General features: G+C 60.0%; 14 protein-coding genes. 1 reads left to right on the forward strand and 13 read right to left on the reverse strand.

Annotated elements, in window-relative coordinates; genetic code table 11:
* Positions 1 to 42: 42 nt before the first annotated feature.
* Positions 43 to 2,394, forward strand: a complete 2,352-nt coding sequence (locus E8M78_RS12210; protein WP_137135296.1) for an ATP-binding protein — start codon at positions 43 to 45, stop codon at positions 2,392 to 2,394.
* Here E8M78_RS12210 and E8M78_RS12215 read toward each other — a convergent pair.
* The 13 genes from E8M78_RS12215 to E8M78_RS12275 all read right to left on the reverse strand — a co-directional run bounded on the left by E8M78_RS12215 (position 2,324) and on the right by E8M78_RS12275 (position 17,085).
* Complete coding sequence (locus E8M78_RS12215; protein ID WP_137135899.1) at positions 2,324 to 5,302, reverse strand: bifunctional [glutamine synthetase] adenylyltransferase/[glutamine synthetase]-adenylyl-L-tyrosine phosphorylase; 2,979 nt, start codon at positions 5,300 to 5,302, stop codon at positions 2,324 to 2,326. The two genes, E8M78_RS12210 and E8M78_RS12215, sit on opposite strands and share 71 nt — an antisense overlap.
* Before the next feature lie 110 nt (positions 5,303 to 5,412).
* Positions 5,413 to 6,819 (reverse strand): HAMP domain-containing sensor histidine kinase, encoded by a 1,407-nt coding sequence (locus tag E8M78_RS12220; RefSeq protein ID WP_137135297.1) that lies wholly within the window; start codon positions 6,817 to 6,819, stop codon positions 5,413 to 5,415.
* Positions 6,820 to 6,821: 2 nt separating this feature from the next.
* Entirely contained in the window at positions 6,822 to 7,559 is a 738-nt protein-coding gene (locus tag E8M78_RS12225) for a response regulator transcription factor (protein WP_281405072.1), read from the reverse strand.
* Positions 7,560 to 7,653: 94 nt separating this feature from the next.
* The gene (locus E8M78_RS12230) at positions 7,654 to 9,201 is read right to left on the reverse strand and encodes a Do family serine endopeptidase (RefSeq protein ID WP_137135298.1); all 1,548 of its coding nucleotides are present in this window, start codon (positions 9,199 to 9,201) and stop codon (positions 7,654 to 7,656) included.
* Between the two features lie 309 nt (positions 9,202 to 9,510).
* Entirely contained in the window at positions 9,511 to 9,984 is a 474-nt protein-coding gene (locus tag E8M78_RS12235) for a cytochrome c-type biogenesis protein (protein WP_137135299.1), read from the reverse strand.
* Positions 9,981 to 11,969 carry a heme lyase CcmF/NrfE family subunit gene (locus E8M78_RS12240; protein ID WP_137135300.1) on the reverse strand — a complete coding sequence of 663 codons (1,989 nt, stop codon included), beginning with the start codon at positions 11,967 to 11,969 and terminating at the stop codon, positions 9,981 to 9,983. The genes E8M78_RS12235 and E8M78_RS12240 overlap by 4 nt, the downstream gene beginning before the upstream one ends.
* A complete protein-coding gene (gene ccmE / locus E8M78_RS12245) occupies positions 11,966 to 12,442 on the reverse strand; it encodes a cytochrome c maturation protein CcmE (RefSeq protein ID WP_137135301.1) in 477 nt (158 codons plus the stop codon). The genes E8M78_RS12240 and ccmE overlap by 4 nt, the downstream gene beginning before the upstream one ends.
* On the reverse strand, positions 12,439 to 13,557 hold the full coding sequence (gene ccmI, locus E8M78_RS12250) for a c-type cytochrome biogenesis protein CcmI (RefSeq protein ID WP_137135302.1): 1,119 nt from the start codon (positions 13,555 to 13,557) through the stop codon (positions 12,439 to 12,441). Before ccmI ends, ccmE begins: the two co-directional genes overlap by 4 nt.
* A 187-nt stretch (positions 13,558 to 13,744) precedes the next feature.
* Positions 13,745 to 14,161, reverse strand: a complete 417-nt coding sequence (locus E8M78_RS12255) for a hypothetical protein (RefSeq protein WP_137135303.1) — start codon at positions 14,159 to 14,161, stop codon at positions 13,745 to 13,747.
* Positions 14,162 to 14,383: 222 nt separating this feature from the next.
* Entirely contained in the window at positions 14,384 to 15,781 is a 1,398-nt protein-coding gene (locus E8M78_RS12260) for a HAMP domain-containing sensor histidine kinase (protein WP_137135304.1), read from the reverse strand.
* Entirely contained in the window at positions 15,771 to 16,442 is a 672-nt protein-coding gene (locus E8M78_RS12265) for a response regulator transcription factor (protein WP_137135305.1), read from the reverse strand. Before E8M78_RS12265 ends, E8M78_RS12260 begins: the two co-directional genes overlap by 11 nt.
* A gap of 48 nt (positions 16,443 to 16,490) precedes the next feature.
* The gene (locus E8M78_RS12270; RefSeq protein ID WP_137135306.1) at positions 16,491 to 16,745 is read right to left on the reverse strand and encodes a hypothetical protein; all 255 of its coding nucleotides are present in this window, start codon (positions 16,743 to 16,745) and stop codon (positions 16,491 to 16,493) included.
* 127 nt (positions 16,746 to 16,872) lie between these two features.
* Entirely contained in the window at positions 16,873 to 17,085 is a 213-nt protein-coding gene (locus tag E8M78_RS12275) for a hypothetical protein (protein ID WP_137135307.1), read from the reverse strand.

Consider the following 17,085-nt stretch of genomic DNA (forward strand, 5'->3'; position numbering starts at 1 on the left):
CAACATGATTTGCGAATCACTCACGAGGGATCAAGCAAAGCGATGGCGGACGTGCAGCGGGAAACCGCGGCCGAAGGGCGGCTGTTTTTCAAATTCTGGGATCGGATGCTGCTGAGGTTTCTGGTCATCGGAGACAGATCGCTGCGTATTGGTCAGCGTCTGCAGGCCATTCCGAACCTGGATGTCTGGCTCAAGCGTGCTATCCCCGTCCTCATCATCGCCTTTCTGAGCGTCATTGCCATTTCCCGCCTGATGGGTCTTGTGTCTGAGCGCGCCCGGATGGAAGAGGATGCCAGGCAGACTACGGCCCTTCTGGCCGCCATTGGCACCTCTGCCCTACAAGGTCACGATGAGATTTTCGCTGACGCCGATCAGGCAGCCGCAGAGCAACGCCTTAAAACGCTGCCGCAGGATCTGGATCGGCAGAGCTTCATTCTTCTGGTCAACAGCACGGGCCGGATCTTCAGCGCGACCGGAAGCGCCAGGTCGTTCATCGGGGCGCGGTTTGATTCCTTCCTGCCGGAAATGGTGGCCCTGCGCCGCTTCGGCGGTGGCAATGGCATTATCGAAACCACCTTCGAGGGCGCGCCCCATTATGCAGCCATTCGCAGCATGGGTGGCGGATTGCTGGTGGCAGGTCATTCTCTGGATGAAATCGATCAATACTGGCGTCAGCAGGTCTCGCTGAATGTGACACTCTTCACCGGCATTTCCTCGGTCATGCTGGTCATCCTCTACGCCTATTACATGCAGGCCAAACGCGCCCGCGAAGCTGACGAGATCTTCCTCGAATCCAATATGCGCGTGGAAACTGCCCTTTCACGCGGACGCTGCGGCCTGTGGGATTTCGATCTCACGAACCGGAAGCTGTTCTGGTCTCGCTCCATGTATGAAATGCTGGGGCTTCCCCCCGGCAACAACGTGTTGTCCTTCAGCGAGGCTGCCCGGATGATGCATCCGGCCGATGGCAACCTCTTCGCACTGGCCCGCGCGGTCGGTCGCGGCAATTCAAAGCAGGTGGATCAGGTTTTCCGCATGCGCCACGCGGCCGGTCATTACGTTTGGATGCGGGCCCGCGCACAGGTGGTGAAAACAGGCATGGGGCGGACCCATGTCATCGGCATCGCGATGGACGTCACGGAGCAGCATCGTCTTGCCCAGCGCTATGCGGAGGCAGATCAGCGTCTGGCGGATGCAATCGAGTGCACATCGGAAGCTTTCGTTCTGTGGGACAAGAACGACCGTCTCGTCATGTGCAACACGCACTTCCAGCAGGCCTACGGCCTGCCGGACAATGTGCTCGTTCCAGGCACAGAAAAGGCCATCGTGACCGCTGCGGCCTCTCGTCCTGTGGTGGAGCGGCGGATCGCGGATCCTGATCAGAACGGCTTTTCACGCACCATCGAAGTGCAGCTAGCCGACGAGCGCTGGCTCCAGATCAACGAGCGGCGCACACGCGATGGCGGTCTTGTGTCAGTTGGCACAGACATCACGCTGCTCAAGCGGCATCAGGAGCGCCTGCGTGAATCCGAGCGCCGACTGATGGCGACGATTGGCGATCTCTCGTCATCCCAGAAGAAGCTGGAGCGCCAGAAGGCAGAGCTGTCCGTCGCCAATGCCAACTATCTGGCAGAGAAAGATCGAGCGGAAGCCGCGAACAAGGCGAAGTCCGAATTTCTTGCCAATATGAGCCATGAGTTGCGCACACCCTTGAACGCGATTCTCGGTTTCTCTGAAATCCTGTTGAACGGCATGTTCGGCCCGGTCGGCTCGCCGAAATACAGCGAATATGCCAAGGACATCCACGAAAGCGGCAAACACCTGCTGAACGTCATCAACGACATTCTCGACATGTCGAAGATCGAAGCGGGCCACATGAAGATCCATTGCGAGTCGATCGATCTGGCGCCTCTTATCGAGGAGAGCCTTCGCCTTACCTCGATCCCGGCGCAGGAAAAGTCGATTATCGTGACGCAGCGCCTCAGCCCGGATCTGCGCATGGTCGGCGATCGCCGTGCGATGAAGCAGATCCTTTTGAACCTTCTGTCCAATGCCGTGAAGTTCACCAACGAAGGCGGACGCATCGAGTTGCGCGCCCGCGAAACGGCCAAGGGCCTGCGCCTCACCATTGCCGACACGGGCATAGGAATCCCGAAGGCGGCGCTTGGAAAGATCGGCCAGCCATTCGAGCAGGTTCAGAGCCAGTATGCCAAGAGCAAGGGAGGCTCCGGCCTTGGTCTGGCCATTTCGCGCTCGCTTGTAACCCTGCATGGCGGCTCCATGCGCATCCGCTCACGCATGAAGCACGGCACGGTCGTTGCGCTTACGATCCCGGGGGACGCCGGCGTGTCGTCGACTGGAAAACCGAGCGCACGCCCTTCGACAGCCGCTTGAGGTCTACCTCCACCAGCTTGAGGTTCGGGGCATCCACAGCCGCCGAAAGCCGCTCGATCAGACCTGCGGGCGCATCCTTCGGGTCGAACTCGCTGCCGACGCACAGCCGGATGATCTGCGAAAGTTCGGTGTAGACGGCGAGCGCCTGAAGGCAGAGATCAAGATCGTCACGGCTGATCATGTCCTGCGCATACAGCATAAGGCTTCTGCCCGTTCCCGTCAGCTGGCGCTCCTCACCGGTCAGGCTGCTTGCTCGTCCGTTCATCAGCCGGGCAAACTGCGCCAGAAATTCGATATCGATCAGGCCGCCGGGAACGAGCTTCAGATCCCATTGGTCGCGTGGCGGCTTTTCCTGCTCGATCAGCGCACGCATCTCGGCCACATCGGCTGCAATTCTGTCACGCTCCCGCGGGCGGTTCAGGATCGATGTGATCACATCATCCGCCTCACGCATCAGGCTGTCGTCGCCGCAGATCAGCCGTGCCCTGGTCAGGGCCATGTGCTCCCAGGTCCAGGCTTCCTCTTCCTGATATCTGCGGAAGGAATTGATCCGCGTGGCAACCGGCCCTTTGTTGCCGGATGGCCGCAGGCGCAGATCCACCTCGAAAACGATGCCCTCTGCAGTTGGCGCCGACAGCGCTGCGATCAACCGCTGCGTGATGCGGGTAAAATAGCGGATGGAATCGAGCGGCTTCTCTCCGTCCGATTCAAGAGCGTCGTCATCATAATCGTAGAGCAGGATGATATCGACATCGGAACCGGCGGTTAGCTCGAAGCTTGCAAGCTTGCCCATCCCGACCACCGCGATCCGCCCGCCCGGAAAATCGCCATGCGCCTGCCGGATCTCGCTGCGCACGCCCTCCAGCGCCTTGGCGATAATCAGGTCGGCCAGATCGGTAAAGGCATGGCCTGCCTGAATGCCGCTAATGCTGCCTGTCAACAGCCGGATACCAATCAGAAAGCGTTGCTCAGCGGCAAAAATGCGCAGTCGGTCAAGCAGATCCTCATAGTGCCGCGCACCGCCGAGAAAGGTGGTCAACCGTTCCAGAAGGTAATCGCGGGTCGGCATCTGCGCCATAAGGCCTGGGTCCAGCATGCCGTCGAACACATGCGGCCTCGCGGCGATGATATCGGCAAGACGCGGTGCCGCCGACATGACCGTCACCACCAGGCTCAGCAGGTTGGGATTGTTGCCGAGCAGCGAGAATAGCTGGATACCGGCTGGCAGCGCCTTCAGAAAGCCGTCAAAACGCAGCAGCGCCTCATCCGCGCGCTTGCTTTTGCCGAAAGCCATCAGCAGTTCCGGCATCAGTTCCGTCAGCCGTTCGCGGGCCTCGACAGATTGCGTCGCACGATATCGTCCGTAATGCCAGGTGCGGATGACGCGGGACATATCGGCAGGCCGCTCGAAGCCCATCCGCTCCAATGTCTTCAGGGTTTCGGGATCGTCGTTCTGGCCGGTGAAAACCAGGTTACCATCGGCCGCCGAAAGCTTCGTTTCCTGCTCGAACAACCGGGCATAGCGTTTTTCGACGATACGCAAGATCTCTTCCAGCCTGTCACCAAACGCCTTGGTGTCGGCGAAGCCCATCATGAAGGCAATCCGCTTCAGCTCGGCCTCACTGTCGGGCAAGCGATGCGATTGCTCGTCGCGCACCATCTGAATGCGATGCTCTACATCCCGCAAGAACCAGTAAGCCTCCGTGAGCTCTCTGGCGATCTCGGGACGGATCCACTGGGCATCGGCAAGGGCGGAAAGCGCGTCCTCGGTGCGGCGAGCGCGCAAGGGGGGCATGCGCCCTCCAGCGATCAATTGTTGTGTCTGCACGAAGAACTCGATTTCCCGAATGCCGCCGCGCCCAAGCTTCACATCATGACCCTTCACGGCAATTGCGCCGTGGCCTTTGTGCGCATGGATCTGGCGCTTGATCGAGTGAATGTCGGCAATCGCCGCGTAATCGAGATATTTGCGGAAAACGAAGGGCACCAGCTGGCGCAGGAAATCGGTGCCTGCCTTCAGGTCGCCGGCGATGGGCCTTGCCTTGATGTAGGCGGCACGTTCCCAATTCTGTCCCCGCCCTTCGTAATAGACGAGCGCTGCCTCGACGGAGACGGCCAGAGGGGTCGAGCCCGGATCGGGCCGCAGACGCAAGTCGGTGCGGAACACATAGCCATCGCCCGTGCGCTCCTGCAGCATGCGGATCATCCGGCGCATCATGCGACCGTAAAGCTCGCTTGCCTCCAGCGGCTCCGGCAGAATGCCGCTCTCAGGGTCATAGAAGACAACCAGATCGATGTCTGAGGAGTAATTCAACTCCTCTGCACCATGCTTACCCATGCCGAGCACGATCAGCCCGGACCCTTCACTGGGGCTGGCGGGATCGTTCAAGTTCAGCTTGCCCGCATGGTGTGCCGTGACCAGCAGGTGGTCAATCGACGCTGCGACGGCCACATCTGCCAACCTTGTCAGCCAGCGGGTGGTCTGTCTTGCATCGTGCAGACGCGCCAGATCGGCCAGCGCCAAAAGAATGCTCACCTCCCTCTTGGCGTTTCTCAGCGCCGTCATCACCTCGGCTTCCGTCGGGATGGATCCATCAGAATGCGGTTGCCAGCTCTGCCGCGCGACCTCGACAGACTCCGCCAGCAACTGTTCTACCGGTGCAGAGAGGAAGCGGGTCAACAGCGCTGGACGTATGGAGAGGCTCTCACGCAGGTAGGGAGATAGCGAAAGTGCGGCAGTCAGAAACTCCTTCAGCGCACCGCCATCCTTCAGCATGTCGGCGACCGCAGGCTCCTGTCCCGCAATCTCTTTCAGAACCGCATTGGCGGCCCTCGCCTCCGTCTGGTTGAAGACGCGCAAGGGGTTGTCGCAAAGCTCGCCCAGAGAGTGCACCTGCTCAGCCACGATAAGAACCTCCCAATTCCGCCGCACATGTTCAGGCTGTAGCGCGGGCATGACGATCTGTCAGCCCATTCTCACCATAAAAGAGGCAGATGCTGCATAAACAGGCGACAAGTTCACGCGAAAGCCGGAAACACCATCGTCGCGGTCAGACCGGGATTCTCGGTTGCGCCGACATTCGTCTGAGACAATTGCAGACGCCCGCCATGCAACTCCATGACCGCCTCGACCAGTGAAAGGCCAAGGCCCGTTCCCGGTTTAGATCGGCTTGCGTCAAGACGCACGAAGCGCTTCACAACCTCATGCCGTTTGTCTTCCGGCACGCCCGGACCATTGTCGCAGACCGAGAGATGGAGTTCCGCACCCTGCCGCTTCAGACGCATCACAATCGGCCGACTCGGCTCACCTTCGGCAGCATATTTGATGGCATTGTCGAGAAGGTTGAACATTGCCTGGCCGATGAGTTCCCGGTTTCCCTGTACGGTCAGGCCCGGCTCAATCTCGGTCACCAGCGAAAGTCCGGCCTCTTCCGCCACCGGCTCATACAGCTCGGCGGAATCGGCGCAGATGGCGGAAATGTCCACCGGCGACATTTCCGCTGCAATCGAACCGGCCTCAACCCGGGAGATCATCAGAAGCGCATTGAAGGTGCGGATCAACTGGTCCGATTCGCTGATGATGCCTTCCAGCGCGACACGCCGAACCTCTCCGTCATCCTCATCCAGCGCATCGACCGCCTTGTTGCGCAGCCGCGTCAAAGGCGTCTTCAGATCGTGGGCAATATTGTCGGAAACCTGCCGCAGCCCCTCATTCAGCTTCTCGATCCGCTCGAGCATGGCGTTGAGGGATTCGGAAAGCCGATCGAATTCGTCGCCGGAAACACCCACCGGCAATCGCTGCGAAAGATCTCCTGCCATGATCTTGGTGCTTGCTGCCGACATGCGGTCGATGCGTTTCAAGGCGTTCCGGCCGATGCCAAACCAGATCACCAGTGCGCCAAGTCCCATGATAGCCAGTGCCACCATCAGGGCACGCCGAACGATCCCACGAAAACGTCCCGGCTCACCCAGATCGCGTCCCACCATGACGCGCAGGCCATTGTCGAGGAAAAACACGTTAGCCATGGCCGCGTGAGGGCGCGGCGGACCCTGCTCGGTGAAAGGCTCGTAGCGGAAGGGCATGGCGGTCCAGCCTTCCTGGTCCAGAACGCCCGGTTCAACGGAGGCTACGTTGCCTGCCAGCATTTCACCGGTCGGGCTTGCGATGACATAGAGATTGGCGCCCGGCTGCCGCGCGCGACGTTCCATGGTTCTGAGCAGCAGATTGATACCGCCGCGATCAAAGGCAGCGCGAATATCTGCCGCCTCCTGATTGATACCTTCGCGCACCTGCTGCGTCAAAAGCCGCTCGGACATGGCCGTAACATAGACAACCAAAAAAGCCGCGCAGAGCGAAAACAAAACGATGTAGAGCGCCGACAGCCGAACACTCGTCGAGCGGAACAGCAGGCGAAGTCGACTCATACTCAGCCTTCGTCCTTGATCATGTAACCGGCCCCGCGAATGGTCTTCAGAAGCGGCTTGTCAAAATCCTTCTCGATCTTCGAGCGCAGGCGCGAAACATGCACGTCTATGACATTCGTCTGCGGGTCGAAATGATAGTCCCAGACATTCTCCAGAAGCATCGTCCGGGTCACGACCTGACCGGCATTCTTCATGAGATATTCGAGCAGTCGAAACTCGCGCGGCTGCAGCAGGATCTCCTTGCCCTGGCGGCGAACCTCATGGGAAAGCCGGTCAAGCTCAAGATCGCCAACCCGATAGATCATTTCCTGCTCGGGCGTGCCTTTCCGCCGTCCCAGCACTTCCACGCGCGCCAGAAGCTCGCTGAAGGCGTAGGGCTTGGGAAGATAATCATCGCCGCCTGCACGTAGGCCCGTTACGCGGTCATCCACCTGTCCAAGTGCGGAGAGAATGAGAACGGGCGTATTGATGCCGCGTTTGCGCAATTCACTGATCACCGAAAGCCCATCGCGGCGCGGCAACATGCGGTCGATGACCATCACGTCATAGGGGTTTTCCGAACCCATGAAGAGGCCGCTTTCGCCATCGCTGGCGTGATCGACCACTATACCTGTCTCTCGAAAGGCCTTGGTCATGTAAGCGGCGGCTTCGAGATCGTCTTCAATCACAAGAATCTTCATGTGCGGGACAATAGCCTCGCGACCCTGCCCGGTGGAAGGGTTTTCAGCGGGCTTCTCCATGCTTTCCTGCTGCGTGTGCATATCCGCCTCCATCAAAAGAAAGGCACCGAACCATTGCTGGCTCGGTGCCCGTGAATGGCCCCTTGCCGATCGATCAGCCTTCGTTGATCGGAAGCGCGATGAAGCGGCTGCCGCTCTGCGATTCGATCTGGAACAGTGCGCGGGTACGGCCATCCTTCCGGGCGGCGGCGATGGCCTTGGTAATGTCGGCTGCCGTTGCGACCTGCTGGTTGTTGACGGCGGTGATCTTCTCACCTTCCTTCAATCCCTTGGCCGCAGCTTCCGAGTCCGGATCGACATCGGTCACTGCAACGCCCGTACCATCGTCGGACGGACCGACGGTGATGCCGAGGTTGGCGAGCGCCTTCTCCGTCGAAGGCTGCGCCTGCTGCTGGCTCTGCTGCGTTTCGGCCTTGGAGGCTTCATCGCTTGCCAGATTCCCCAACGTCACCTCGACGGATTGCGCTTTGCCGCTACGCCAGATGGAAACATCCACCTTCTTGTTCGGACCGATGGCTGCAACCTTCTTGGCCAGATCACGGGCATCCTTGATCGGCTCGCCATTGACGGCGGTGATCACGTCACCCTGCTTGATACCAGCCTTGGCGCCCGGAGAACCATTCTGCGGAGACACGACCAGCGCACCCTTGGCTTCTGCAAGACCGAGCGATTCCGCAATTTCCTGTGTCACCGGCTGGATCTGAACACCAAGCCAGCCGCGTTCAACCTTGCCGCTCTTCATCAGGTCGGCCACAACATCTTTTGCGGTGGAGGCGGGAATTGCAAATGCGATGCCGACGCTGCCGCCGGAGGGCGAGAAGATGGCGGTGTTGATTCCCACCACTTCGCCGTTCTGGTTGAAGGTCGGGCCACCGGAGTTACCACGGTTCACCGGCGCATCGATCTGGATGAAGTCGTCATAGGGACCGGAGCCGATATCACGGCCACGGGCAGAGACGATACCGGCCGTCACCGTACCACCAAGACCGAACGGGTTGCCGACAGCAACCACCCAGTCGCCAACGCGAATCTTCGCGTCATCGGCAAACTTCACATAGGTAAACTTGCGCTTGGTATCGACCTTCAGGACGGCGAGATCGGTGCGGCTGTCCTTGCCAATCAGCTTGGCGTCCAGTTCGGTGCCGTCGTTCATGACAACCGTATAGGCGGAGCCATCAGCCACGACGTGGTTGTTGGTGACGAGATAGCCATCCTCGGAGATGAAGAAGCCGGAGCCCTGCGCAACAGGACGCATGTAGTGCGGACGGTTTCGATTGTTGCGCTCGGCGCGTTCCTGGTTGCGGCCGTTCGGCATCTGGCCGCCAAATTCGCGGAAGAAGCGCTTCAACGGATGGTCGTCCGGAAGTTCGTCAAAGCCACGGCCGCCGAAGGAAAAGCCATTGCTGGCATCGTCAGAGGCAGGCGTCGTATCGGATTTCACGCGGACGGAAACAACGGCGGGCGAAACGGCGGAAACGACATCTGCGAAGCTTGGAACCTGCGGCGAGGCAACAGTCACCGGCTCAGCATGGGACTGATAGATTTGCGCAGGAATGCCGGTGGAAAGCATCACGGCTGCGAGGCCCGCCACAGTGGTTCCCTTGAGAATGGTCTTCAGGGAGGGGCGTCCGATCTTGCTCATGGTTCAATACCTTTATCATCATTCAGACTGGTTGCCGGAGGTCCGGCGGCGGTGGATGACGGAAGATATAGGTGCCGTGACCTTAACTGCACGTGTCCGACGGGTGAAATGTTTGTAATGTTGCGGAGAGCGGAAACAAAACCGTCTAGTGGTTCGATTCCGACATTTGCATCCGTTCGCAGCACCCTCAAGAGCAAATGTCGGAATCACGAGAACCACTAGCAACTACATACTCTAGTGGAATTTCTGAATTTGACATTTGATCCTCGAGTTCGCTGCGGGTGGGTATCAAATGTCAAATTCATTCCACTAGCCCTCTTCCTTGCGCAGCAGTTCTGCCAGTCGCGCCTGCTCTTCTGCGGTCAGGGCCTTCTCGCCTCCGGTCGCGGGACGGGAGCGGCGAGACAGCCGGTAGACGGCAATTCCGCCGATGAGGAACAGAAAAGCAGGGGTTGCCCATAAAGCAATTGTCTGGGCACTCAGGCGGGGTTTCAGCAGCACGAATTCGCCGTAGCGCGAAACGAGATAGTTGATCACCTGCTCGTCACTGTCGCCGGCGGTGATACGTTCACGCACCAGCACCCGCAGGTCCTTGGCAAGCTCGGCGTTCGAATCGTCGATGGACTGGTTCTGGCAGACCATGCAGCGAAGCTGGGCAGACAGGTCACGGGCGCGCTGCTCCAGCTTCGGGTCCTTCAGAACCTCATCGGGGTTCACGGCAAGCGCCGTCAGCGGCGCCAGCATCAGGCCCGCCAGCAGAACGAGAGAAAAGCGCCTCTTCATTCTGCCGGCTCCAGTGCAATCTTCGCGGGCTTGGTACGGCGGCTTGGAGCCCCGACTCTCAGCCGCCGATCCGAAAGCGACACAAACCCGCCGATCATCATGATGACACTGCCCAGCCAAATGCAGAGGATGAATGGCTTCCACCAGATACGCACCACGATGCCGCCATCAGCCATCGGATCACCCAGCGACACATAGAGCTGGCTGAGACCGAAGCTGACGATACCGGCTTCCGTTGTGGGCATGCGGCGCGCGGTGTAGATGCGCTTGGAAGACCAGACATCGGCAACGGCGACGCCCGCCTTGCTGATCGTGAAATGCGCCCGCTCTTCGGTAAAATTCGGACCGACGGCCTCCTTCATGCCATCGAAAACGAGCGTATAGCCGCCTGCATCCGCCGTCATGCCCTGCTTCATTTCCAGCACGTGCTCGGTCTCGAACGCCGTCACCGCCACGATGCCCAGCACGGTGACCCCGAGGCCCATATGCGCCAGCGCCGTTCCGAAGGCAGAGCGTGGAAGTCCCTTCAACCGGGCAAAGGCGATTGAAAAGGCAAGCTTGCCGAAGTTTGCGCGGTACCAGAGGTCGACCAGCGAACCGAGAATGAGATAGATTCCGAGCGCCAGACCGAGGAAGGCCAGAACAGGGCCGCCATTTTCCACGTAGTAGAGCCCAAGCCCTACAACCAGCGCCAGCCCCGCAACCAGATAGAGCCGCTGCATGGCGCCCAGGAGATCACCCCGCTTCCAGGCCAGAAGCGGCCCCATGGGCACGATCAGCAGAAGCGGAATCATCAACAGGCCGAAGGTCAGGTTGAAGAATGGCGCGCCGACGGAAATCTTCTCGCCGGTCAGCGTCTCCAGAACCAGCGGATAGAGGGTACCAGTCAGCACGGTTGCGGTGGATACCGTCAGGATCAGATTGTTCAGAACCAGAGCGCCCTCGCGAGAAATCGGCGCAAAGATGCCGCCGCTTTTCAGCTGCGGGGCGCGCCAGGCAAACAGTGCGAAAGCACCACCGACGAAGATCGAGAGAATGGCCAGAATGAAGGTGCCGCGTGTCGGGTCTGTCGCAAAGGCATGCACGGATGTCAGAACACCGGAGCGGACGAGGAAGGTTCCGAGCAACGACAGCGAGAAGGTGATGATCGCCAGAAGCACGGTCCAGATCTTCAGCGCCTCGCGCTTTTCCATCACCAGCGCGGAGTGCAGAAGCGCCGTTCCCGCAAGCCAGGGCATGAAGGAAGCGTTTTCGACCGGGTCCCAGAACCACCAGCCGCCCCAGCCAAGTTCGTAATAGGCCCAGTAGGACCCCATCGCGATGCCAGCCGTCAGGAAGGTCCAGGCTGCCAGCGTCCAGGGGCGAACCCAGCGCGCCCAGGCCGCATCGATCCGCCCCTCAATGAGGGCAGCCACCGCAAAGGAGAAGCAGACGGAAAAGCCCACATAGCCGAGATAAAGCAAGGGCGGATGCACTGCGAGACCGGGGTCCTGCAGAACAGGGTTCAGATCCTGTCCTTCGGCTGGTGCCGGGTTCAGGCGTATAAAAGGGTTGGATGTCAGCAGAATAAACAGCGTGAAGGCAACCGTTACCCAAGCCTGAACGGCCAACACATTCGCCCGCAGCGTGTCCGGCAGGTTGCGGCCGAAGAGAGCCACTAGCGCGCTGAACAGCGTCAGGATCAGCAGCCACAGCAGCATGGAGCCTTCATGGTTGCCCCAGACGCCGGATAACTTGTAGATCATCGGCATCAGCGAATGGGAGTTTTCCCAAACGTTGCGCACGGAAAAATCAGAAACCGCATAGGCCCAGGTCAGCGCCAGAAACGAAAGCGTCACCATGCCGAAGAGGATGATGGAGCCGGAGGGTGCCAGCGCCATCAGCGCCGCATCGTTGCGCCGCGCACCGACAACAGGCGCGATGGAAACGATCAAGGCAATCGCAAGCGCCAGAACCAGCGCGTAATGGCCGATCTCGACAATCATCGCGTCACACTCCCCTTGGCGCCAGTCGTCGGGCTGCCTTCGCTCTCCTTCCACACGCCATCCGCCTTCAGGCGATCCGCCACTTCCTTCGGCATGTAGTTCTCATCATGCTTGGCCAGCACCGAATCTGCAACGAAGGCCTGCGATGTCGTAAACACCCCCTCCGTCACGACGCCCTGCCCCTCGCGAAAGAGATCGGGCAAAATGCCGGTATAGCTGACCGGCACGCTCGCCGAGCCATCGGTCACCTTGAAGCTGACTGTAGACCCTGCGCCGCGCACCACGGAGCCCGCTTCAACCAGACCGCCCAAGCGTATGCGCGTTCCCGGCGATACCTCGTTCTTGGCAAGATCGCTCGGCATGAAGAAATAGGCCACCGACTGGCTGAAGGCGAACATCACGAGCAGCACGGCAATCAGGATGAAGCTCATCCCGCCGGCAATAACGGCCATGCGTTTCTGTTTGCGTGTCATTGCACGATCCCCTCGCCCAGTCCGATTTCACGTGCCAGCGCCAGAAGCCGCTGACCCTCGCCCGTTTCGGCTGGGAATGTTTTCAGGCCAGTCTGAAGGGCATCACGCGCGTCCTGCTCTCGGCCCAGTACCTTGTAGGAGCGCACCAGCCGCAGCCAGCCTTCGATGTTTTTCGGATCAGCCTTCAGCCGTTCCGCAAGGCTTTCCACCATGCCCGCGATCATCGCCTGCCGCTCTTGTCCGGAAAGATTTTGTGCGGCAGCAACATCGGCGGCACTCGGATTGCCGGGCGCATTCCCGCTCACAGCAGCAATGTGCTGATCAATCAGCTGCTCCCATGCAGCTCCGGGGGGCGAATCGCGCTTGATGGCCTTGAAAGCGGCAAGCGCCTCCGGCTTGCGGCCCGCCTGCTCCAGCCCAAGCGCCACATAGAAGCGCGAGCGTATATTGCCGGGTTCCAGCGCCACGGCTTTCTCGAAGAAGCCGCGTGCCTCGTCGGTCACAATGCCCTGATTGGCGGCGACCATCGTTTCGCCCAAGCCCGCCAGCCGTTGCGGCGTCGCGCCCAGAATACGAATTGAATTGCGAAACGCCTGATCTGCGTCGGCATAGCGGCCGGAGCGCATATAGATCGGTGCCAGCAGATCCCATCCGGCCCCGTCATTGGGGTTCTGCGCCAGATGCCGTTCGGCCTTGGCAAGCAGAAGTTCGATATTATTGCCCGGATTGGCAAGACGTGCCGCCAGCGGCTGGTCGGGCATCCCTGGGCTTCCCAGCATCAGATAGCCCGCAAGCCCGATGGCGGGGGGACAGAGAATGACAAGCAGCGTGGTGATGCGATGCGGGCGCGGCAGTGCGGCTGGCGTCAGGCCCCGCTGCGGCGCGTCGGTGGCGGCCAGCAAACGGCGGCCGATTTCGGCGCGCGCATAGTCGGCCTCTTTCTCGCCGAGAAGACCGAGCGCGAGATCGCGATCGATCTCCTTCATCTGGTCGCGGTAAACCGCAGCCTCGTCTTCACGGGCCGTTGTCAGTTGCGGCCTCGGCTTCATCAGCGGCGCGATCAGCAGCCCCGCCACTCCAGCCGTCAATACTGCGATAAGAATCCAGAAAATCATTGAAGCCAATTACGTCAAGCGCACCACTATTCCAATCGAATAGGAGCCGATGACACGAATTTGAGGCGTTTGGCCGCAAGTTCGTGAACAGTCTCCTCTCTCCTATGGACGGACTGCCTGACACGGGCCTTGATTTGCGTCAAGCAATCGCGTGAAGCGCAACAACTTCAACGAAGGTCAGAAGACCTCAGCTCAGCGGAGTCCAGGCTCCATCGGCATTCCGGCAGGCCGTGCCGCGGGCCTTCAGCTCGTGCTCGTTGATCGTCAGCGTGTGCGTGTAGCTGCGGCAATTCTGTGAACCCACCTGATAGGGCGCTGCTGCCACCACCTCGCCGCTCACATTGCGGCCCTTCCATTCGGTCGACTGTCCGGCCTCTGAAAACTCAAGCGCGCGATATTCCGCTTCCAGCGCCCTCTGGCGGTCGCTTTCGCTGAGCTGTGTCCCGGCGCGGCTGACAATTCCGCCCTGAAGCGCAACTATGAAATTATTCGGCGGAGCCTTGGCAAAGAGCCCGGCACGATTGCCTCCGGTCGATGTACAGGCCGAAAGCAGGCTTGCAGCAAGAACAGGCCAAACGACGAATTTCACAGCGCGGACTTCCATTCTACTCCAACCGTTTCGTGCTTTGCGTAGACAGACATCTGGTATCTACGCACCTGATTTTCAAACCTGATCTCGGCCCGCTCCGTCACCGGCCATGCACGCCAACTGTGGCGAAACCAAGCGAAGGTTTGAACACTGTTTGTAGCGTGCTGAAACAGAGTGTCGAGCCAGAAAGCGCTCGCTGTGCCATTTATACCGCAGTGCAGTTGCGTAAGCATCCGCTCAGGCTCCCTCGCGCGCAATTCCCGGCAGCGTCAACACAGCACGCAAGCCCCCGCGACGCCCGCGTGAAAGACGGAAACGACCCTGATATTCGCGGGCAATTTCGCCAACGATGGAAAGTCCGAGGCCCGTGCCAGGCTTGCTCTCGTCCAGCCTGCGTCCGCGCTTCATGGCCTCCTTGATCTCGTCCGGCGTCAGGCCCGGCCCATCGTCCTCGACAGCGATTTCCACCCAGTTGCGCCGCGCCGGATCTTCTCCTTCCGGTGCGAGAGACGGCATGATTGTCAACCACACGCCGCTGTTGGAATGGCGGGCCGCATTTTCCAAAAGGTTGCCAACCGTTTCCTCGACATCCTGCTGCTCCATGGCAAGGGCCAGATTAGGCTGCGTTGCAATCAGTTCGAAGGTCTTGTCGGGGTTCAGGCGGCGCATCACGCGCATCAGGCGCTCCAGCACCGGCTCGGCATCGGTGCGCGCCAGCATGGATTCGCGCTGGGCTGCAATGCGGGCACGGTTCAGATAGCTCTGCACCTGGCTCTGCATGGCTTCTGCCTGCCCGCGCACCACTTCCCCGTGACCCTTATCGATGAGGCGTGATTCGTTGAGAAGCACGGCAATCGGCGTTTTCAGTGAATGGGCCAGATTTCCCACCTGCGAGCGGGCACGCTCGACAATACGGCGGTTGCTGTCGATCAGTGCATTCATCTCGATGGTCAGCGCATGCACTTCGCGGGGAAATTCGCCCTCCAGCCGTTCCGCCTCGCCGCGACGTACCTTTTCCAGGGCGCGGCGTGCCTCATCCAGCGGACGCAGACCAAACAGAATCGCAAGCCCGTTAACCACGAGGCTACCGAGACCAAACACCACGAGCGCGATATAGAGGCTCCGGGTAAAGGCCTGCACATCCTCGGTCACCACGGTCAGGTTGCCGGTCACGCGAAAACGCGCCGCCCTGCCCTCGCTGTCCAGCACCACCTCCGTCTCGGCCACCAGCACATTGTTCCCGAAGGCGTCGATGGCCGGATAGAAGCGCTCATAGCGATTATTGAACGGCACGTTGAGGATGGACGGCACCTTGATATTGGATGTGCCGAGCGAGGAGGATGACAGCGGCGTCGCGGCAAAGGTGCCAAGCGGCTCCACGATCCAGTACCAGCCGGTTTCGGGCTGGGAGAAACGCAGGTCGCCCAGTTGCGGATTGCCCGCAAGCGCGTTGTCGTCGCCAATGGTGATCGAGTTCACCACATTGTAGAGCTGCGCACGCAGCAGATCGGTAAAGGCGCGTTCGGCGGATTTTGTGTAGAGCGCCGAGATCACGAGCGCGATCACCACCAGCGCCACGCCCGACCAGGCAGTCGCCAGCAGCAGAACGCGCGCCGTGACCGATCTAACGTACATCGGATGGTGCTTGCATGCGATAACCAAGACCTCGAACGGTCTCGATCAGGTCAACGCCGATCTTTTTGCGAAGACGTCCGACGAACACTTCGATCGTGTTGGAATCGCGATCGAAATCCTGATCGTACATATGCTCGATCAGTTCGGTTCGAGAAACCACCTCACCCATGTGGTGCATGAGGTAGGATAGCAGGCGAAACTCATGTGAAGTAAGCTTCATCGCCACGCCATTCACGGTCGCCTTGGAGGCTTTGGTATCGAGCTTCACCGGCCCGCAGGTAATTTCAGAAGAAGCATGTCCGGCGGCGCGGCGAATGAGGGCGCGAACACGCGCCAGCACTTCCTCGACGTGGAAGGGTTTGGCCACATAATCGTCGGCACCGGCATCGATACCGGCTACCTTGTCGCTCCAGCGGTCGCGCGCCGTCAGCATCAGCACCGGCATGGCTTTGCCTGCCGCACGCCATTTCTCGACCACCGTGATGCCGTCCATCTCTGGGAGGCCGATGTCGAGAATGACCGCGTCATAGGGTTCGGTCTCGCCCAGATAATGCCCTTCCTCACCGTCGAAGGCCTGATCGACCACATAGCCGACCTCCTTCAGCGCATCGGTCAGCTGGCGGTTCAGGTTGCTGTCGTCTTCGACCACGAGAATGCGCATGGAGATCCTTGATTCGATGGAATACGAGAAGCGGCTTTTCGCCTTCTACTACATCGGCACCCGAACAGTCACCTTGCGCGGGCGCTCTCCGCTGCCCTGCACGAGTACGGTCACGATACAGGTCGCACCGTCCTTGGAAGGCTGGGCAGACAGCAGTTCTCCACCCGTTTCGCGCACAACCTTGGATGCGGCGTCGCCGCAGTCTCCGGCAACCAGAATCAGGTAGTCGCGAGCGAAGGCCTGAGCAGCAGGCAGGCTGAACAAACCTGCCGCGACCATCGCGATTACCTTGCGTGATGCCATGACGACGACTTCCGATTACAAAATGCTGAGGGTGAGAACCCAAATCAACTGGCAAATTATGTATCGAATGACGGCTGAATGGCAAATGAATGTGCCCCTCAGCCGTCATGCAGACAATGCTTAAACGTCAGGTTCCGACAATGGGTTTGGTGGCCGCCAACCGGCCGTAAATAGCGAGAAGCGAGCCGAAAGCGCCGCCTGCGCTGGTCAGTGCATCAACGAGTGCCGCCTGTTGCTCATAGGGAAACAGATGCCCACGCGCCTGCAGAATTGAGGCGAAAAGGGCAATCAGCCCGCCCCAGACAGCCTTGGATTCATACCATGCCTTTGCATTATCCAT

The sequence above is a fragment of the Rhizobium sp. FKY42 genome (assembly GCF_005222835.1).
Taxonomy (GTDB): Bacteria; Pseudomonadota; Alphaproteobacteria; order Rhizobiales; family Rhizobiaceae; genus Neorhizobium.